At 66.9% G+C, this 17,203-nt stretch carries 18 protein-coding genes; 4 read left to right on the top strand and 14 right to left on the bottom strand.

Annotation, left to right across the window (positions count from 1 at the left end):
* Positions 1-65: 65 nt before the first annotated feature.
* Complete coding sequence (gene paaX / locus HV742_RS02195; RefSeq protein ID WP_049072386.1) at positions 66-995, top strand: phenylacetic acid degradation operon negative regulatory protein PaaX; 930 nt, start codon at positions 66-68, stop codon at positions 993-995.
* 106 nt (positions 996-1,101) lie between these two features.
* Here paaX and HV742_RS02190 read toward each other — a convergent pair whose 3' ends face one another.
* Both HV742_RS02190 and orn read right to left on the bottom strand, forming a co-directional pair.
* The gene (locus tag HV742_RS02190) at positions 1,102-1,731 is read right to left on the bottom strand and encodes an NAD(P)H-hydrate epimerase (RefSeq protein WP_059269609.1); all 630 of its coding nucleotides are present in this window, start codon (positions 1,729-1,731) and stop codon (positions 1,102-1,104) included.
* A 38-nt stretch (positions 1,732-1,769) separates the two neighbouring features.
* Entirely contained in the window at positions 1,770-2,315 is a 546-nt protein-coding gene (gene orn, locus HV742_RS02185; RefSeq protein ID WP_049072382.1) for an oligoribonuclease, read from the bottom strand.
* A gap of 75 nt (positions 2,316-2,390) precedes the next feature.
* On the opposite strand from orn, the gene HV742_RS02180 reads away from it, so the two are divergent.
* Together HV742_RS02180 and rsgA are read left to right on the top strand one after the other, a co-directional pair.
* A complete protein-coding gene (locus tag HV742_RS02180) occupies positions 2,391-3,641 on the top strand; it encodes a M48 family metallopeptidase (RefSeq protein WP_175144367.1) in 1,251 nt (416 codons plus the stop codon).
* Positions 3,638-4,600: a ribosome small subunit-dependent GTPase A gene (gene rsgA, locus HV742_RS02175; RefSeq protein ID WP_059269608.1), complete on the top strand. Its 963-nt coding sequence runs from the start codon at positions 3,638-3,640 to the stop codon at positions 4,598-4,600. The genes HV742_RS02180 and rsgA overlap by 4 nt, the downstream gene beginning before the upstream one ends.
* Positions 4,601-4,765: 165 nt before the next feature.
* Here rsgA and HV742_RS02170 read toward each other — a convergent pair whose 3' ends face one another.
* Together HV742_RS02170 and rplS are read right to left on the bottom strand one after the other, a co-directional pair.
* Positions 4,766-5,497, bottom strand: coding sequence for a CoA pyrophosphatase (locus HV742_RS02170; protein ID WP_049072377.1), 732 nt, complete (start codon positions 5,495-5,497; stop codon positions 4,766-4,768).
* A 124-nt stretch (positions 5,498-5,621) separates the two neighbouring features.
* Positions 5,622-6,002, bottom strand: coding sequence for a 50S ribosomal protein L19 (rplS, locus tag HV742_RS02165; RefSeq protein WP_006218237.1), 381 nt, complete (start codon positions 6,000-6,002; stop codon positions 5,622-5,624).
* Positions 6,003-6,241: 239 nt separating this feature from the next.
* Here rplS and HV742_RS02160 point away from each other — a divergent pair, with 239 nt between their 5' ends.
* Positions 6,242-7,114 carry an EamA family transporter gene (locus tag HV742_RS02160; RefSeq protein WP_049072375.1) on the top strand — a complete coding sequence of 291 codons (873 nt, stop codon included), beginning with the start codon at positions 6,242-6,244 and terminating at the stop codon, positions 7,112-7,114.
* An 80-nt stretch (positions 7,115-7,194) separates the two neighbouring features.
* Here HV742_RS02160 and HV742_RS02155 read toward each other — a convergent pair whose 3' ends face one another.
* The 10 genes from HV742_RS02155 to HV742_RS02110 all read right to left on the bottom strand — a co-directional run bounded on the left by HV742_RS02155 (position 7,195) and on the right by HV742_RS02110 (position 17,183).
* The gene (locus HV742_RS02155) at positions 7,195-7,650 is read right to left on the bottom strand and encodes a hypothetical protein (RefSeq protein WP_175144366.1); all 456 of its coding nucleotides are present in this window, start codon (positions 7,648-7,650) and stop codon (positions 7,195-7,197) included.
* A gap of 72 nt (positions 7,651-7,722) precedes the next feature.
* A complete protein-coding gene (locus tag HV742_RS02150) occupies positions 7,723-9,138 on the bottom strand; it encodes a PA0069 family radical SAM protein (RefSeq protein ID WP_175144365.1) in 1,416 nt (471 codons plus the stop codon).
* Positions 9,139-9,350: 212 nt separating this feature from the next.
* Positions 9,351-10,649 carry a sulfate adenylyltransferase subunit 1 gene (locus tag HV742_RS02145; RefSeq protein WP_175144364.1) on the bottom strand — a complete coding sequence of 433 codons (1,299 nt, stop codon included), beginning with the start codon at positions 10,647-10,649 and terminating at the stop codon, positions 9,351-9,353.
* 43 nt (positions 10,650-10,692) lie between these two features.
* Positions 10,693-11,601, bottom strand: a complete 909-nt coding sequence (gene cysD, locus HV742_RS02140; protein ID WP_059269604.1) for a sulfate adenylyltransferase subunit CysD — start codon at positions 11,599-11,601, stop codon at positions 10,693-10,695.
* Positions 11,602-11,641: 40 nt separating this feature from the next.
* Positions 11,642-12,391, bottom strand: coding sequence for a phosphoadenylyl-sulfate reductase (locus HV742_RS02135; protein ID WP_063584889.1), 750 nt, complete (start codon positions 12,389-12,391; stop codon positions 11,642-11,644).
* Positions 12,388-13,452, bottom strand: coding sequence for a sulfate/molybdate ABC transporter ATP-binding protein (locus HV742_RS02130; RefSeq protein ID WP_049072368.1), 1,065 nt, complete (start codon positions 13,450-13,452; stop codon positions 12,388-12,390). The genes HV742_RS02135 and HV742_RS02130 overlap by 4 nt, the downstream gene beginning before the upstream one ends.
* A 25-nt stretch (positions 13,453-13,477) precedes the next feature.
* Complete coding sequence (cysW, locus tag HV742_RS02125; RefSeq protein ID WP_049072367.1) at positions 13,478-14,377, bottom strand: sulfate ABC transporter permease subunit CysW; 900 nt, start codon at positions 14,375-14,377, stop codon at positions 13,478-13,480.
* Positions 14,374-15,264, bottom strand: a complete 891-nt coding sequence (gene cysT / locus HV742_RS02120; RefSeq protein WP_059269600.1) for a sulfate ABC transporter permease subunit CysT — start codon at positions 15,262-15,264, stop codon at positions 14,374-14,376. Before cysT ends, cysW begins: the two co-directional genes overlap by 4 nt.
* Positions 15,265-15,288: 24 nt before the next feature.
* Positions 15,289-16,317, bottom strand: a complete 1,029-nt coding sequence (locus HV742_RS02115; RefSeq protein ID WP_175144363.1) for a sulfate ABC transporter substrate-binding protein — start codon at positions 16,315-16,317, stop codon at positions 15,289-15,291.
* 224 nt (positions 16,318-16,541) lie between these two features.
* Positions 16,542-17,183, bottom strand: coding sequence for a peroxiredoxin (locus tag HV742_RS02110; RefSeq protein ID WP_006388282.1), 642 nt, complete (start codon positions 17,181-17,183; stop codon positions 16,542-16,544).
* Positions 17,184-17,203 lie beyond the last annotated feature (20 nt).

Genomic DNA, 17,203 nt, shown 5'->3' with positions numbered 1-17,203 from the left:
CTGTATCACATTGGATTTATGTATCATATCCAGGATCCCGATATCGGCCGCTTGCGGCCCCCCTTATGGCAAACCCTCAGTCGCCCCTGGACCGTTACCTGTCACGCCTGCTCAAAAGCGATCCGCCGCGCGCGAAGTCGCTTTGCGTCAGCCTGCTGGGGGACGCCCTGGCGCCGCACGGCGGCGCCATCTGGCTGGGCGACCTGATCGAGCTGCTGGCGCCCCTGGGCATCAACGAACGCCTGTTGCGCACCAGCGTGTTCCGGCTGGTCGCGCAGAATTGGCTGCAGTCCGAGCGCCATGGCCGCCGCAGCCTGTACCTGATTTCCGAGCAGGGCCTGCGCCACACGGCGCACGCGTCGCAGCGCATCTACGTGGGCGCGCCGCGGGAATGGAACGGGCAATGGACGCTGGTGGCGCTGCCGCGCACCGGCAACGGGCTCGCCGAGCGCGCGGAACTGCGCCGTGAACTGGTCTGGGAAGGGTTCGGCATGATCGCGCCGGGGCTGTTCGCCCATCCGCACACCGAGGCGCGCGCCGCCCACGACATCCTGGAAAAACTGGGCATTCCGGACAAGGCGCTGGTGCTGTCGGCGCGCGACCTGGCCGGCGCCGGCGGCCTGCCGATAGCCAGCCTGGCCACGCAGTGCTGGAACCTGGACGATGTGGCCGAACAGTACCGCCAGTTCAGCAGGAATTTCGGACCGCTGGAAAAACTGCTGGAGACCCCGCCGTCGCCGTCGGACGCCTTCGTCACCCGCGTGATATTGCTGCACAATTGGCGCCGGATCGTGCTGCACGACCCGCACCTGCCCGGCCCCATGCTGCCCGACGACTGGCCCGGCCATGCGGCGCGCGAGATCTGCGGGCGCGTCTATTGGCAGGTGTTCGACGCCTCGGAGGCACATCTGAACGCGCTGGCCGGCCGCGACAATGAGCGCTACACCCCCTTGGCCGCCGACATCGCCACGCGTTTCGGCGGACGGCCGGCCTGAAACGCGAAGCGGGCCTCCCTGCCCTCGGCGCGGACCATCCAGCCGCGCGGCGGATCTGGAATACCGGCGATGACGCCTCGTGACGATGAAAGACGCGCCCCGGAGATCAAACGCCTTCGCCAGCCCGCGGCAGGGTCACGCCCAGCGTCTCCAGGCAGGATTCGCCGACGACATCCGCCCCCGCCCGCGCCAGCCCCCTTGCCCGGCCGATGAAGGACAGCGTCCAGCGCGCCCGGACTGGCCGGCCCAAGGCCGCGCCAGTGTCGGCGTCGATGCCGCTGGGCACGTCCAGCGCCAGCACGGGCACATTCCAGGCGTTGACGCGGTCCACCAATGCCTGCCACGCCGGCCCCAGGGGACGATTCAGGCCGATGCCGAACAGGCCGTCGATGACCAGGTCCGGCGGCGCATCCGCCGTCAATTCCCGGCAGGTGGCGCCACCGGCCGCGATCCAGCCGGCGTAGGCCCGCGCGGCGTCGGCGGGCAGGGATTGGGGGCCCGAGGGAAGCACAACCAGCAAGTCGTACCCGAGCTCAAGCAGACGGGTCGCCGCTTCCAGGGCATCGCCGCCATTGTTGCCCGGGCCGGCCAGCGCCAGCACCCTGGTTTGCGGCGCGTAGCGGGCCGCGACGAAACGCGCCGCGGCCGCGCCGGCCAGCGGCATGAGCCGCCGCCCCTGGGCCAGGGCCTCGTGTTCGGCCGCGCGAATGACGGCAACGGGATAGGACGACGGCATGGCGGCTCGCTGGCGGGCGCCGCCGGCTCGGCGGCGGCTTACACCTTCAGGAAGTGTTCGCGGTAGTACTTCAGTTCGTCGATCGACTCGTAGATGTCGGCCAGCGCTTCGTGGCGGCTCTTCTTCTCGAATCCCTTGTACACGGCCGGCGCCCAACGGCGCGCCAGCTCCTTGAGCGTGCTGACGTCCAGATTGCGGTAGTGGAAAAACTGTTCCAGGCGCGGCATGTAAGCAAACATGAACCGGCGGTCCTGGCTGATGGTGTTGCCGCACAGCGGCGACTTGCCGGCCGGCACGTGCTGCGCGAGAAACGCCAACAGCGTATCCTCTGCCTGCGCTTCGGAAATCGTCGAAGCGCGAACCTTGTCGATCAGGCCGCTCTTGCCATGGGTGGATTTGTTCCAGTTGTCCATGGCGTCGAGCAGGCTGTCGGGCTGATGCACCACCAGCACGGGGCCTTCGGCCACCACGGTCAGGTCGGCCTCGGTGACCACCACGGCGACCTCGATGATGCGTTCTTTTTCAGGGTCCAGGCCGGTCATTTCCATATCCAGCCAGACCAGGCGGTTTTCGTTCACAGCCATATAATTTGCCTATAAAACACGCGTTTTCAAACACGCGATTTTCGCACATACCCATTTGAGCAGGCCGCATCGCCCATGTTCACTCTGCTGTTCGTTGCCTTCCTGCTGACCGATATCGCCGTGCGCATGTGGCTGGCCAGCCGCCAGATCCGCCATGTGGCGCGCCATCGCGACCAGGTGCCACCGGAATTCTCCCGCCGTATCGGCCTGGCCAGCCACCAGCGCGCCGCCGACTACACGGTGGCCCGGGTCAGGCTGGGCATGTTCGAACGCACCTATGATGCCATCCTGCTGATCTGCCTGACGCTGATGGGCGGCCTGCAGCTCATCGACCTGTGGGTGGGCCAGCTTACCAGCAACGACTTCCTGCGCCAGATGCTGCTGCTGGTGGCCGTGGCGCTGCTGCTGGGCCTGCTGGGGCTGCCCTTCACCCTGTGGCGGCAGTTCAAGCTGGAAGCGCGCTTCGGTTTCAACCGCATGACGCCCGAGCTGTTCATCTCCGACGCGGCCAAGGGCCTGCTGGTGGCCGCGGTGCTGGGGCTGCCGCTGGCGGCAGCGGTGCTGTGGCTGATGGGCAGCGCGGGACAATACTGGTGGATCTGGGCCTGGGCGTTGTGGACCGCCTTCAACCTGGCGCTGCTTATCGTCTACCCGATGTTCATCGCGCCCCTGTTCAACAAGTTCACGCCGCTGTCCGATCCCGAACTGGCCGGCCGCATCCAGCGCCTGGCCCAGCGCTGCGGCTTTGCCCTCAACGGCCTGTTCGTGATGGACGGCTCGCGCCGCTCGGCCCACGGCAACGCCTATTTCACCGGCTTCGGCCGCTCGCGCCGCATCGTGTTCTTCGACACGCTGCTGGCGCGCTTGAACGCCGACGAGATCGAAGCCGTGCTGGCGCACGAACTCGGCCACTTCGCCAAGCGCCACATCATCAAGCGCATCCTGTTCAGCTTCGCCGCCGCGCTGGGCTTTTTCGCCATCCTGGGATGGGTCGCGCAGCAGCCGTGGTTCTACGTGGGCCTGGGCGTGCTGCCGCAGCTGGGCGGCCGCAACGACGCCATGGCGCTGCTGCTGTTCTTCCTGGCCATTCCTGTTTTCACTTTCGTCTTCACACCGCTGGCCAGCTGGTACTCGCGCCGCGACGAGTTCGAGGCCGACCGCTACGCGGCCGAGCAGAGCTCGCCCGACCGCCTGGTCTCCGCCCTGGTCAAGCTCTACGACGACAACGCCGCCACCCTGACGCCCGATCCCGTGCACTCTGCCTTCTACGATAGTCACCCCCCCGCCGCCGTGCGCATCCGCCACCTGACGGCGCCTGCGGCATGAGCAGCAACGACCGCAACAAGGCCGCCTTCCAGGACGCGCCCCAAGGCAGCGCGCCAGCCAACGCCGCCAACGAAGGCCGCATCATCGCGGCGCACGGCCGCCACTACACCGTCGAGCTGGCCGATGGCAGCCTGCGCAAATGCTTCCCGCGCGGCAAGAAAGCCGGCGCCGCCGTCGGCGACCGCGTCCGCATCACGCCCCAGGGCCAGGACGAAGGCGCCATTGACGCCATCCTGCCGCGCCGCAACCTGCTGTACCGCTCCGATGAAATGCGGTCCAAGCAGTTCGCCTCCAACGTCGACCAGTTGCTGATCGTGGTGGCGGTGCAGCCGACCTTCTCCGACGATCTCACCGGCCGCGCGCTGGCCGGCGCCTGGAGCGCCGGCATCGCGCCGTTGATCATCCTGAACAAGACCGACATCGTCGACGCGCTGCCCGCCGCCCGCGCGCGCCTGGCGCCGATCGCCGCGCTGGGCGTGGACATCATCGAACTGAGCGCGCTCGAACCCGAAAAGGTCCACACGCTGCTGGCGCCGCGCCTGGCCGGGCGCACCAACCTGCTGCTGGGGCAGAGCGGCATGGGCAAGTCGACCCTGCTGAACGCGCTGGTGCCGGATGCCGCCGCGCCCACCCGCGAGCACTCGACCGCGCTGGACATGGGCAAGCACACCACCACCAGCACCCGCCTCTATCACCTGCCCGCGCCGGGCGGCGACCTGATCGATTCCCCCGGATTCCAGGCCTTCGGCCTGCAGCACCTGAGCCGCGAAGACATCATTCGCGGCTTCCCGGAATTCACCAAGCCGATCGAATCCTGCCGCTTCTACAACTGCACCCATCGCCATGAGCCAGGCTGCGGCGTGGTCGCGGCGCTGGACGCGGGCGCGATCGACCCGGCCCGCTACGCGCTCTACCTGCGCATCCTGGACGAGAACCTGGCGGGACAACAGCGGTATTGAGCCGCCGGTTGGCGGCCTCCCGGCGTGGCCCGCGCAAGCGGCGCCATTGACGGGCAGGCACCGCCGCGGCGCGCGCGCCATCCGATCGGCGGGCGCAGGGCAGATCGGCTCGCGGCAGTTGAAGCGGCGGGCGGCTGCCTGGCGAGCCGCCAGCCAGCGGGGGTCTCAACGCGGCTCGAAGCCGTTGCGCAGCAAGTGGTAAAGGTTGCGCAGCATGCCCGCGGTGGCGCCCCAGATGAAATGCCGGCCATACGGCATGCCGTAATAATGGCGCACACGGCCGTCCTCCAGCCGCGCCTCGTACAGGCGATGGTTGGCCGGATCCATCAGGAACGCCAACGGCACTTCGAACACCTCGGCCACTTCGAACGCATCCGGCGCCAGCTGGAAGCCGGGCGTCACCAGCGACACCACGGGAATGATCGAAAAACCGGTGGCGGTCAGGTACGGGGGCATGCTGCCCAGCACCTCGACATGATTGGCCGGCAGACCGGTTTCCTCTTGCGCCTCGCGCAACGCCGCCGCGACCGGCGTGGCGTCGCTGGTTTCGATGCGGCCGCCGGGAAAACTGATCTGGCCCGCGTGATCATGCAGGTGCGCCGCGCGCTGGGTCAGCATGATGTGCACGCCGTCGTCGCGCGTCACCAACGGGATCAGCACGGCGGCGGGAACTGGCGCGCCCTCGCGCCCGGGATAACGCAGGTCGTTGTCGCGCGACAGTTCCAGCGTCCAGGTGGATGGCTGGCTGAGCGTGCCGCGCAGCAGGTCGGGCGTCAGCAGGCCGGCCGGCACTGCCGGCAGGGAATCGTTGGCGACCACCCAGGGTTGCGACGCCGGATCGAACCCGGGACGCGCCAGCGGCCGGCGCGGCCGCGCAGAAGACGAGGAATCAGACATTCGGCTTTTCAAAAAGAAAAAAGGCACCCTCGCAGGTGCCTTTTTAACCCGGAAACCCGTGCCGAACGAAAACGCTGGATGGAGTGAGCGTCCGACACTGGTGGGGCCGTGTGCCGATAAGCGATCAAGCCGCCGAGGCTTGCTTGCTGACCAGCTTTTCCTTGATACGCGCCGACTTGCCCGAGCGGTTGCGCAGGTAGTACAGCTTGGCGCGGCGCACGTCGCCGCGGCGCTTGACTTCGATGCCGGCGATTTGCGGCGAGTACAGCTGGAACGTACGTTCCACGGCTTCACCCGACGAAATCTTGCGCACGGTGAACGCGGAGTTCAGGCCGCGGTTGCGCTTGGCGATCACGACGCCTTCGAAGGCCTGCACGCGCTTGCGGGTGCCTTCAACGACGTTCACGCTCACGATGACGGTGTCACCAGGAGCAAATTCAGGCTTGGCTTGGCCGCCGGTCAGGCGGGCAATCTCTTCCTGTTCCAGGATAGCGATAAGGTTCATTGAGAACTCCTAGATCATCATGCCTTTGCGGACTAAAGCGCTTTGCCGTTCGATGTTGTTCGGGCCGGGGCTGAAAAATGCGCCTGGCCGTGTACCGCAAGCAGAGGATGAGATTTGGCAAACCAATGATTCTACACCAAAAATTGGCGGATGCCTCAGGTAACATGGCGCCCTGCCCGCAGGTTTGCGGTACCCTAGCGGTTTCTGTAACAAACACGTCATAAGACGCTGTTCCCCTCATGTCGTACTCGTCCCTGTTATTGGTCGTCCTGGCGGCGATGGCCCACGCAACGTGGAATCTGCTCGCCAAGCGCGCGGCCATGGTGGGCGCTCCCTTTGTGTTCGCCTATGGGCTGTGCGCCTCGGTGCTGTATGCGCCTTGGGTCGTGTGGGTGCTGCTGCATGACGGCATGACCTGGACCTGGCCCGTGGTCGGGGCGATCCTGACCTCCAGCCTGTTGCACCTGGGCTACAGCCTGTGCCTGCAACGCGGCTATCAGGTGGCCGACCTGTCGGTGGTCTACCCCATCGCCCGGGGTACCGGTCCACTGCTTTCCACCACCGGCGCCTTCCTGCTGCTGCGTGAACCGGCCACCGCCACGGGCATCGCCGGCATGCTCTGCGTGGTGATCGGGGTGCTGTTGATCGCCACCCAGGGGCGGCTGGCGATCTTCCGCAACGCGCAGGCCTGGGTGGGCGTGCGCTGGGGCATGGTGATCGGCCTGTTCATCGCCGCCTATACCGTAGTGGATGCCTATGGCGTCAAGGTGCTGCTGATCAGCCCGGTGCTGTTCGACTGGTTCACCTGTGTCACCCGCACCGCCATGATGACCCCCCATATGGTGAAGCGCCGCGCGCAGGCGTGGGAACTGATGCGCGGCCATTGGCACCTGGCCCTGGCGGTGGGCCTGCTGTCGCCGCTGGGCTACATCCTGGTGCTGTACGCGCTGCGCAATGGCGCGCCGCTCAGTCTGGTGGCTCCGGCACGGGAAATGTCGATGATGCTGGGCACCTTGGCTGGCATGTTCCTGCTGCGCGAGAAAGTCGGCCCCGGCCGTCTGGCCGGCTGCCTGTCTATCCTGGCCGGCGTGGTGCTGCTGGGTTCGAGCTGAAAGCGCGCCGGCCCTCGCGCGGGCCGGCGGCGTGAAGCGCCTGGATGCGTCCGCGCACCGGCGCGGACGGTGGCGCAACCTCAGAAGCCGCCAGCCACGCCCAGCCACATGAGCGCCGGGATCATTGCTCCCCACGCCAGCACCAGCACCACATCCAGCACCATGCTTTTCACGCTGACCTGATCCGACACGGGTTCCACCGTGGCGTTGCCCAGACTGCGCTCGCGCGGGCCACGAACAGTGGACGCGGCCTGCTCGGCTGCCGGCGGAAACGGCCACTTGCCCGGCAGCGTGCCGGCGCGCTCACGTTGGCGCGGCGCGGTTGCGGCGGGTGCCCCCGCCTCGCCACCAGCAGGCGACAGCAGATCCCCGGTCGTGGCGCTGGCGTGGCGCCCCGCCGGCCCCCCCCCCCAGGGCATGGCCAAGCCGGTGTAACGGGCACCCTGGGCGCGGACGCGCTGCACCGCACGGCGCAGCGGCGTCAACGAGACGACGGCAAGTTCATCCGGCAGGACGGAAAGTTGAGCGGTGTTCATGAGGAACTCCTTGTAACGCAATCAGGAACCGCGGCAATTCGCCACGGCGGCAACCCGTGGGCGAGCCACGGGTCAGTCGAACAACGACAATTGCCCCGCGACCATGGCGCGCAGTTGGCGCGCACCGCGCCCGTAGGCGCCGGCCACGGGCATGGCACTGGGAAAAGGGACCCCTGAAGACGCTTGCGCGCCAACCGGGGATGGAAAAACGGAGACTTCGGCCGTACCGGCGGCGGCCGTGAACAACGAGGCGGAAGCGCCGGCGGACGCGGGCGGCTGGAAGCGGTCGCAGTCGAGCGACAGGCGGTGGCGATTCAGGCCCAGCTTGCGCGTCGCGACGGCGAAGCGCTGGCGCAGCAGGTCGGCCCAGATGCCGGTGCCGCGCATGCGCGAACCGAAGTTGGGATCGTTGCGGCGGCCGTTGCGCAGGTCTTCGATGCGATGGAGCACCCGCTGGGCGCGGTCCGGGAAATGGGCGTTGAGCCAGTCTTCGAACAGCGTCTTGACTTCCCAGGGCAGGCGGATGACGGTGTAGCTGGCGTAGTGCGCGCCGGCCGCCTTCGATTCCTGCAGGATGTGTTCCATGGCGTCATCGTTGATGAACGGGATCACGGGCGCCACCAGCACGCCGACCGGCACGCCGGCGGCGGTCAGGGTGCGCACGGCCTCCAGGCGGCGCCACGGAGCGGCGGCGCGCGGCTCGAGCGTGCGGGCCATGTCGGCGTCCAGCGTGGTGATGCTCATGTAGACCACCACCAGCTTCTGCTCGGCCAGCGCGGCCAGCAGGTCGAGGTCGCGCGCCACCAGGGCGTTCTTGGTGACGATGGTGAGGGGGTGGCGGGTCTCGAGCATCAGCTCGAGCATGCCGCGCGTCAGGCGCCAGTCGCGCTCGATGGGCTGGTAGGCGTCGGTGGCCGAGCCGATGTTGATGGGCGACGGCTTGTAGCCGGGCCGGCTGATTTCCGCCCGCAGCGCCTGGACCGCGTTGGCCTTGGCCACCAGCCGGGTTTCGAAGTCGAGGCCGGGGGAATAGCCCAGGTAGGAATGGGTGGGACGGGCGTAGCAATAGACGCAGCCATGCTCGCAGCCACGGTAGGGATTGACGGCCACGTCGAAGGGGATGTCGGGCGAATCGTTGCGCGACAGGATCTTGCGGGCTTCTTCGGCGGTGACGGTGGTCTTGGGAACCGCGGGCGCCCGGCGGACGTCGGGCAGGATGGGGATGACCGTGGCAGCCCCCAAGGCCGGGGCATCGGCCTGATCGGCCAGGCCGGTCTTATCGATGGAATCGTCAGGGGAAATATCGGGGACAGCATCGACGAAATCAGCCGGGAGACCCGAGCCGGACCAGCCGTCGTCGACCTGCGCGCGGTCGTCTTTCTGGAAGCGATGCCGAACATTAGTAACCGCACCCCGACCGCGCAAGGCGGCGGGGGCGGCAGCCGGGGACCCAGAACCGGCGGGAAAAGAATGATCGGTGCGTGCCATGAAAACTACTGTACAAAAACACAGTGGTTTTGACAAGCACCAAAAGCCTTTTCGTAAGACAGCCCCACTTTACCGCAAGACGAAGACGGCGTCCGGACAATTCGATTTCATGTTGCGATATCGCCCGGAAACCCGCGCCGGCATTGGGTTTGGAATAAAAACAACACCCAAAAACCGGTGCGGGGCGGACTCTTCCCGCCCCGACTTGCGGTTTACCGGAGCATGCCCGCCGCCGCGGTCTGATGCGTGGCTTCGTCGATCAGGATGAAGGCGCCGGTGGCGGGCACATCGGCGTATCGATCGACCGCCAACGACTCACGCGTGGTGAACGCGACGCGGCCAATGTCATTCATGCGCAGCGTGCCTTCGGTGTTCTCCACTTCCTGCAGTTCGTGGATGTCGCGATGCGAGAGCACCGCGCGGATCTTCGCCGACGTCAGTCGCGTGCCATGCTTGAGCAGATACTTGCGCGCGGGGTTGAGCACCTGCGCATCGAGCCAGCACAGTTCCGCCTCGAATTCGCGCGCGACTTGCGCCGGCGCGGCCGCGTGCACGATCACGTCACCGCGCGAGACGTCGACGTCGCGGTCCAGTACCAGCGTCACCGAGTCGCCCGCCACCGCTTCATCGAGCGCGCGATCGAACAGCCGCACTTCCTGCACGCGCGCCGTCACGCCCGACGGCTGCACCACGATCTCGTCGCCGGGACGCAGCACGCCGCTGGCGATGCGGCCCGCGTAGCCGCGGAAATCGTCCCTGCTGCTGCCGTCGTGGCGCGACACCCACTGCACGGGAAAACGCAGCGGCCCCGCGCCGCCGTCACCGGCCAGTTCCAGCGATTCCAGCAGCGTCAACAGCGGCTGGCCGGCGTACCACGGCGTCTTGTCCGACCGCGTCACCACGTTGTCGCCGTTCAACGCCGATAGCGGCAGCGCGTGGAAGTGCGCGATGCCAAGCCGGGACGCCAGATCGGCGTAGGCGGCGCGGATGCGCTCGAACACGGCCTGGTCCCAATCCACCAGGTCCATCTTGTTGACGGCCACCACGATGTGGCGGATGCCCAGCAGGCGGGCGATGGTGCTGTGGCGCTTGGTCTGCGGCAGCAGATTGCCGTCGGCGGCGCGGGTGGCATCGATCAGGATCACGGCGACGTCGGCGGTCGATGCGCCCGTCACCATGTTGCGGGTGTACTGCTCATGGCCGGGCGCGTCGGCGATGATGAACTTGCGCGCCGGGGTCGAGAAGTAGCGGTAGGCCACGTCGATGGTGATGCCCTGCTCGCGCTCGGCTTCCAGGCCGTCGGTCAGCAGGGAGAAGTCGATGCCGCCTTCGGCCACGCGCTTGTACTTGGCGCGCGAGATGGCGTCGAGCTGGTCGGCGAACACGCCCTTGCTGTCATACAGCAGGCGGCCGATCAGCGTTGATTTGCCGTCGTCCACCGAACCCGCGGTGATCAGGCGCAGCACGCCCGAGTCGGCGCCCGAAAGAAAAGAATCGTTTACTGCGTTCATATGCGTCCCCTGTCGGCCGGCCAGGCGCCGGCCACTCGTGCGATCAGAAATAGCCTTCCTTCTTGCGGCGCTCCATCGAGGCCTCGGAAGTCTGGTCGTCCATGCGCGTGGCGCCGCGCTCGGTGATATCGGTCACCGCTGTCTCGGCGATGATGGCGGCGGTGTCGGCGGCATCCGAGGCCACCGGGCAGGTGCAGGAAATGTCGCCCACGGTGCGAAAGCGCACCGACAGGCGCTCGACGGTGTCGCCGTCCCGCGGCGGCGTCAGGCGCGTGACCGGCACCAGCAGGCCCTTGCGCCGCACCACCTCGCGCTCGTGACTGAAGTAGATCGACGGCAGCGCCAGCTGTTCGCGCTGGATGTACTGCCAGACGTCCAGCTCGGTCCAGTTGGAGATCGGGAACACCCGCATGTTCTCGCCGCGGTGCACCTTGGTGTTGAACAGGTTCCACAGTTCCGGGCGCTGGGCCTTGGGGTCCCACTGGCCGAACTCGTCGCGGAACGAGAAGATGCGCTCCTTGGCGCGCGCCTTTTCCTCGTCGCGGCGGGCGCCGCCGATGCAGGCGTCGAAGCCGAATTCCTCGATCGCCTCCAGCAGCGTCACGGCCTGCGCCGCGTTGCGCGAGTCGGTCTCGCGCCGCAGCACCACGCTGCCGCGCTTGATCGAGTCTTCCACGCTGCGCACGATCAGGGTCTCGCCCAGTTCGGCCGCGCGGGCGTCGCGGAAGGCGATGACCTCGTCGAAATTGTGGCCGGTGTCGATGTGCATCAGCGGAAACGGAAAGCGCCCCGGCCGGAACGCCTTTTCGGCAAGGCGCAGCAGCACCACCGAATCCTTGCCGCCCGAGAACAGCAACACGGGCTTCTCGCTCTCGGCCGCCACCTCGCGCATGATGAAAATGGCTTCCGATTCCAGCCAGTCCAGGTGGCTGCGTTGAATCACTGCGGACATAGGTATTCCCCTAAAACGAATTCTTGATACGTGACGGGCGTCAGGCGCGCGTGGTTTCCGCGACGATGCCAATGACCCGGTTGCCTGCGTGCAGGCCGCATTCCTTGGAGTCCGACGACTCCCACCACCAGCGCCCGGCCCGCAGGTCTTCGCCAGGGCGGATGGCGCGGGTACAGGGCTCGCAGCCGATGGACGGATAGCCCTGGTCGTGCAGCGGGTTGTAGGGAATGCCCAGGCCGCGGATCACGCCCCAGACATCCTCTTCGCGCCATTCGGCCAGCGGGTTGAACTTGTAGAGGCCGAAGGTGGCGTCGTCCTCTTCCAGGTGCAGTTCACCGCGCGTGGTCGATTGCGCGCGCCGCTGCCCGGTGATCCAGGCGCCGCGTCCGGCCAGCGCGCGCTTGAGCGGCTCGACCTTGCGGATCTGGCAACAGGCCTTGCGCAGCTCGACGCTCTCGTAGAAGGCGTAGGCGCCGTGCTCGGCCACATGGCGCTCGACCGCCCCGGACTCGGGTCGATACACGGTGATCTCGCGTCCGTAGCGTTCGCGCACCGCATCCAGCACGCCCAGCGTTTCCGCGTGCAGCCGGCCGGTGTCCAGCGTAAAGACCTCCAGGTCCAGGCCGGCGCTGTAGATGGCGTGCGTCAGTACCATGTCCTCGGCCGCCAGCGACGAGGCCAGCGCCGCGTCGGGATAGCGCTGGCGCGCGTCCGCCAGCCGCGCGATCAGTTCGTGCCAGCGAACCGCAAGGGCCGGCGCCAGGCCGGCGGCGAGATCGGCGGCCGTCATGCTTGCACCGCGAAGACACGCGCCCGGCGCGGGCGGGCCAGCAGGATATCGCCATCGCGCAGCGCCAGTTCGCGATAGAGATGCTCGGGCACCTCGGCCTCGATGACGGCGTCGGAATCCTGGCTGGCCAATTCCAGGTAGGCGCTGGGGCCGGCCAGGTAGGCATGCGACAGGCGCACCGGGATGCCGGCGCCGCCAGCGTGATAGCGTTCGATATCGAATTCGTGCGGCCGCACGTAGGCGGTGGCGCGTTGCGACTCGGCCTGCGCCAGTTCAGGCGCCGGCAACGACAGCCCGGCGCCTTCCCAGACGCCGCGGCTCGCCACGCCCTGCAATTGATTGACGTCACCCAGGAAGCCGTAGACGAACGGCGTGGCCGGTCCTTCCCAGACCTCGCGCGGGGTGCCGACCTGTTCGATCCTGCCGGCGTTCATCAGCACCACGCGGTCGGCCACTTCCAGCGCTTCTTCCTGGTCGTGGGTGACGAACACGCTGGCCACGTTCAGCTCATCGTGCAGGCGGCGCAGCCAGCGGCGCAGCTCCTTGCGCACCTTGGCGTCGAGCGCGCCGAACGGCTCGTCCAGCAGCAACACGCGCGGTTCCACCGCCAGCGCGCGCGCCAGGGCGATACGCTGGCGCTGGCCGCCCGACAGCTGCGCCGGGTAGCGGTCGGCCAGCCAATCGAGCTGCACCAGGTTGAGCAGGTCATGCACCTTGCGCCGGATCTGGTCTTCCGGCGGCCGCTGCGAGCGATGCTTGACGCGCAGGCCGAAGGCAACGTTCTCGAACACCGTCATGTGCTTGAACAGCGCGTAGTGCTGGAACACGAAACCGACCTGGCGCTGGCGCACGTCCACCGCGGTGGCGTCCTCGCCGGCGAACAGCACGCTGCCCGTGTCGGCCGATTCCAGCCCGGCGATGATGCGCAACAGCGTGGTCTTGCCGCAGCCCGAAGGCCCCAGCAGCGCCACCAGTTCGCCCGTCTCGATGTGCAGCGATACGTCATTGAGCGCGCGGAACTGGCCGAAGCGCTTGGATAGATTGCGAACCTCGATACTCATGCTTGTCTCCGTCTGGCCGGCCGCGTCAGGCGACGGCCGGCTTGATGGCCGTCGCCGGCCCGGGATACTCGACCGGCAGCTCCGCCGCCTTCAGGTAGCGCGCGTTGCGCCACTCGACCACGTTCTTGGCCACCAGCGTCACCAATGCCAATAGCGCCAACAGCGAGGCCACCGCGAACGCCGCCGAATACTGGTATTCGTTGTAGAGAATCTCCACATGCAGGGTCATGGTGTTGGTCAGGCCGCGGATCTGGCCCGACACCACCGACACCGCGCCGAACTCGCCCATGGCGCGCGCGTTGCACAGGATGGCGCCGTACAGCAGGCCCCACTTGATGTTCGGCAGCGTCACCCGCCAGAAGATCTGCCAGCCGTTCGCGCCCAGCGTCAGCGCGGCCTGTTCTTCCTCGCTACCCTGCGCCTGCATCAGCGGAATCAGCTCGCGCGCGACGAAGGGAAAGGTCACGAACAGCGAGGCCAGGATGATGCCGGGCACGGCGTAGACGATCTTCAGGTCGTGCGCCTGCAACCAGCCGCCGAACCAGCCCTGGGTGCCGAACAGCAGCACGAACACCAGGCCGGCCACCACCGGCGACACCGAGAACGGCAGGTCGATCAGCGTGATGAGGAACTGCTTGCCGCGGAACTGGAACTTGGTGATGGCCCAGGCGGCGGCCACCCCGAACACCAGATTGACGGGCAAGGCGATCGCCGCCACCAGCAAGGTCAGGCGGATCGCGGCCAGGGCGTCCGGCTCGACGATCGCTTCCAGGTAGAGCGCCCAGCCTTTGCGGAATGCTTCGTAGAACACCGCGGCCAGCGGCACCAGCAGAAACAGCGCCAGAAAGCCCAGCGCCAGGAACAGCAGAATGCCGCGCACCCAGCGCGGCTCGGTCAGGTGGGCGGGACGGTCAACAAAGCTCATGCCTGTCTCCCCAGGCCGCGACGGGCCTGCCAGCCCTGCAGCAGATTGATGACGAAAAGCAGCACGAACGACAGCACCAGCATCACGGTGGCGATGGCGGCGGCGCCGGCGTAGTCGAACTGCTCCAGCTTGGCGATGATCAGCAGCGGCGTGATCTCGGACACCATCGGCATGTTGCCGGCGATGAAAACCACCGAGCCATACTCCCCGACGGCGCGGGCGAACGCCAGCGCGAAGCCGGTCATCAGCGCCGGCAACAGGGTCGGCAGCAGCACGCGGCGGATGGTCTGCCAGCGATCGGCGCCAAGGCTGGCGGCGGCCTCCTCGATTTCGCGCTCGATGTCTTCCAGCACCGGCTGCACCGTGCGCACCACGAACGGCACGCCGATGAAGATCAGCGCGATCACGATGCCCAGCGGCGTGAACGCCACCTTCAGGCCGAACCAGTTGGCCAGCGGCGCGCCCAGCCAGCCCTTTTCGGCGTACAGCGCGGTCAGGGCGATGCCGGCCACGGCGGTGGGCAGCGCGAACGGCAGATCCACCAGCGCATCCAGGATCTTCTTGCCGGGAAAGCGGTAGCGCACCAGCACCCAGGCCACGATGGTGCCGAACACCAGGTTCACCAGCGCCGCCAGCAGCGAGGCGCCGAAGGTGAGCTGATAGGACGCCAGCACCCGTGGCGCCGTGACCGCGTCCCAGAAGCCCTGCCAGCCCAGCGAGGCGCTCTTGATCGGCAGCGCCGCCAGGGGAATCAACACGAGCACGCTCAGGTACAGCACCGCGTAGCCCATGGAAATGCCGAAACCGGGCAGCACGCCCGGGCTGTTGCGCCGAACGGCAAAAGGCGCCCGCGCGCCCTTTGCCGTCGGAATCGAGGCTGAAGTCATGGCCGTCGTCCGCTGGTTGTCCGCTTACTTCTTCTGCGGCTGGTAGATCTGGTCGAAGGTGCCGCCGTCGCTGAAGTGGTCCTTCTGCGCCTTGCGCCAGCCGCCGAAGATCTTGTCGTCGATGGTCACCAGCTTGACCTTGGGGAACTTGCTTTCGTACTTGGCGGCCACGGTCTTGTCGATCGGCCGGTAGTAGTTCTTGGCGATGATCTCCTGGGCCACCGGGGTGTAGAGGAATTCCAGGTAGGCCTGGGCCGCGGCACGGGTGCCCTTCTTGTCGACGATCTTGTCGACGATGGCCACGGGCGGTTCGGCCAGGATCGACAGCGACGGCACCACGATGTCGAACTTGTCCGGGCCCAGTTCCTCCAGCGCCAGGAAGGCTTCGTTTTCCCAGGCCAGCAGCACGTCGCCCACGCCGCGCTCGACGAAGGTGGTGGTGGCGCCGCGGGCGCCGGTATCGAGCACCGGCACGTGCTTGAGCAGCTCGCCGACATAGGCGCGCGCCTTCTCTTCGCTGCCGCCGTTCTTTTCCAGCGCGTAGGCCCAGGCGGCCAGATAGTTCCAGCGTGCGCCGCCCGAGGTCTTGGGATTGGGCGTGATCACCTGCACGCCGTCCTTGACCAGGTCGTCCCAGTCCTTGATGTGCTTGGGATTGCCCTTGCGCACCAGGAACACGATGGTCGAGGTGTAGGGCGAGCTGTTTTGCGGCAGGCGCGCCTGCCAGTTCTCGGGCAAGAGGCCGCGGTCGGCGATGGCATCGATATCGTAGGCCAGCGCCAGCGTCACCACGTCGGCTTCCAGGCCGTCGATGACCGAGCGCGCCTGGCGGCCGGAGCCGCCGTGCGACTGACGGATGGTCAGGTCGACGTTGGCTTTTTCCTTGTACTGCTTGATAAAGGCGTCATCGATGGCGCGATACAGTTCTCGCGTCGGGTCGTACGACACGTTCAAAAGAGTCTGCTTCTGCTGCGCCTGCGCCGGCGCGATCGCGGCGAGAGACATCGTCACTGCGGCCAAGGCGGCCAACCATCCGGCTTTCCTGAAAGACATTCCCTGCTCCCTTCGCGTGTTTGGCAATGTGGAGCAAGTTTGCCGGGGGCCTGTTCTGAACGGAACGAATCATTCTTTGATTGCTCATCGCTCCCAGGCATATAGCGCGGCCGCCGCCCCCTGTGAAAAAGCCGCGCATTCCCAGGGAATACGCGGCTTTGCGGGTGGCTGGCGCCAGAATCCGGGCAAGCGGCGACGCACCGCCTTGCGCACGGATTTCTTATTTACTTATTCGGTTGGGGAGTAATGCGCAGATAGGGACGCACCGCCTTGTAGCCCTTCGGGAACTTCTGCTTGATCACCGCTTCGTCCTGCAGCGACGGCACGATGATGACGTCGTCGCCGTCTTCCCAGTTGACCGGCGTGGCCACGCTGTGGCTGTCGGTCAGCTGCAGCGAATCGATGACGCGCAGGATCTCGTTGAAGTTGCGGCCGGTGCTGGCCGGATACGTGATGATCAGGCGCACCTTCTTGTTCGGGTCGATGATGAAGACCGAGCGCACCGTCAGCGTGGCGTTGGCGTTCGGGTGGATCATGTCGTACAGCTCGGACACCTTGCGGTCCTTGTCGGCCAGGATCGGGAAATTGACCTTGGTCGACTGGGTGTCGTTGATGTCCTCGATCCACTTGGTGTGCGAGTCGGTGCCGTCCACCGACAGCGCCAGCACCTTCACGTTGCGCTTGGCGAATTCGTCGGCCAGCTTGGCGGTGTAGCCCAGCTCGGTGGTGCAGACAGGCGTGAAGTCGGCCGGATGCGAGAACAGCACGCCCCAGCTATTGCCCAGATACTCATGGAAACGGATCGGGCCGGCGGAGGATTCCTGTTCGAAATCGGGCGCGGTGTCGCCCAGGCGTAGATGGCTCATGGTGTCTCCTGCTTGCGGAT

The organism is Achromobacter ruhlandii, assembly GCF_902859695.1.
Classification (GTDB): Bacteria; Pseudomonadota; Gammaproteobacteria; order Burkholderiales; family Burkholderiaceae_B; genus Achromobacter; species Achromobacter ruhlandii.
The sequence above is the reverse complement of the archived record's forward strand: the minus strand, read 5'-3'. Positions and strand labels throughout refer to the sequence as shown.

What these genes read in the sequence shown, in the direction of transcription:
- paaX (WP_049072386.1), top strand. Translation starts at nt 66, where the DNA reads ATGGCAAACCCTCAGTCGCCCCTGGACCGTTACCTGTCACGCCTGCTC.
- HV742_RS02190 (WP_059269609.1), bottom strand. Translation starts at nt 1,731, where the DNA reads ATGCCGTCGTCCTATCCCGTTGCCGTCATTCGCGCGGCCGAACACGAG.
- orn (WP_049072382.1), bottom strand. Translation starts at nt 2,315, where the DNA reads ATGGCTGTGAACGAAAACCGCCTGGTCTGGCTGGATATGGAAATGACC.
- HV742_RS02180 (WP_175144367.1), top strand. Translation starts at nt 2,391, where the DNA reads ATGTTCACTCTGCTGTTCGTTGCCTTCCTGCTGACCGATATCGCCGTG.
- rsgA (WP_059269608.1), top strand. Translation starts at nt 3,638, where the DNA reads ATGAGCAGCAACGACCGCAACAAGGCCGCCTTCCAGGACGCGCCCCAA.
- HV742_RS02170 (WP_049072377.1), bottom strand. Translation starts at nt 5,497, where the DNA reads ATGTCTGATTCCTCGTCTTCTGCGCGGCCGCGCCGGCCGCTGGCGCGT.
- rplS (WP_006218237.1), bottom strand. Translation starts at nt 6,002, where the DNA reads ATGAACCTTATCGCTATCCTGGAACAGGAAGAGATTGCCCGCCTGACC.
- HV742_RS02160 (WP_049072375.1), top strand. Translation starts at nt 6,242, where the DNA reads ATGTCGTACTCGTCCCTGTTATTGGTCGTCCTGGCGGCGATGGCCCAC.
- HV742_RS02155 (WP_175144366.1), bottom strand. Translation starts at nt 7,650, where the DNA reads ATGAACACCGCTCAACTTTCCGTCCTGCCGGATGAACTTGCCGTCGTC.
- HV742_RS02150 (WP_175144365.1), bottom strand. Translation starts at nt 9,138, where the DNA reads ATGGCACGCACCGATCATTCTTTTCCCGCCGGTTCTGGGTCCCCGGCT.
- HV742_RS02145 (WP_175144364.1), bottom strand. Translation starts at nt 10,649, where the DNA reads ATGAACGCAGTAAACGATTCTTTTCTTTCGGGCGCCGACTCGGGCGTG.
- cysD (WP_059269604.1), bottom strand. Translation starts at nt 11,601, where the DNA reads ATGTCCGCAGTGATTCAACGCAGCCACCTGGACTGGCTGGAATCGGAA.
- HV742_RS02135 (WP_063584889.1), bottom strand. Translation starts at nt 12,391, where the DNA reads ATGACGGCCGCCGATCTCGCCGCCGGCCTGGCGCCGGCCCTTGCGGTT.
- HV742_RS02130 (WP_049072368.1), bottom strand. Translation starts at nt 13,452, where the DNA reads ATGAGTATCGAGGTTCGCAATCTATCCAAGCGCTTCGGCCAGTTCCGC.
- cysW (WP_049072367.1), bottom strand. Translation starts at nt 14,377, where the DNA reads ATGAGCTTTGTTGACCGTCCCGCCCACCTGACCGAGCCGCGCTGGGTG.
- cysT (WP_059269600.1), bottom strand. Translation starts at nt 15,264, where the DNA reads ATGACTTCAGCCTCGATTCCGACGGCAAAGGGCGCGCGGGCGCCTTTT.
- HV742_RS02115 (WP_175144363.1), bottom strand. Translation starts at nt 16,317, where the DNA reads ATGTCTTTCAGGAAAGCCGGATGGTTGGCCGCCTTGGCCGCAGTGACG.
- HV742_RS02110 (WP_006388282.1), bottom strand. Translation starts at nt 17,183, where the DNA reads ATGAGCCATCTACGCCTGGGCGACACCGCGCCCGATTTCGAACAGGAA.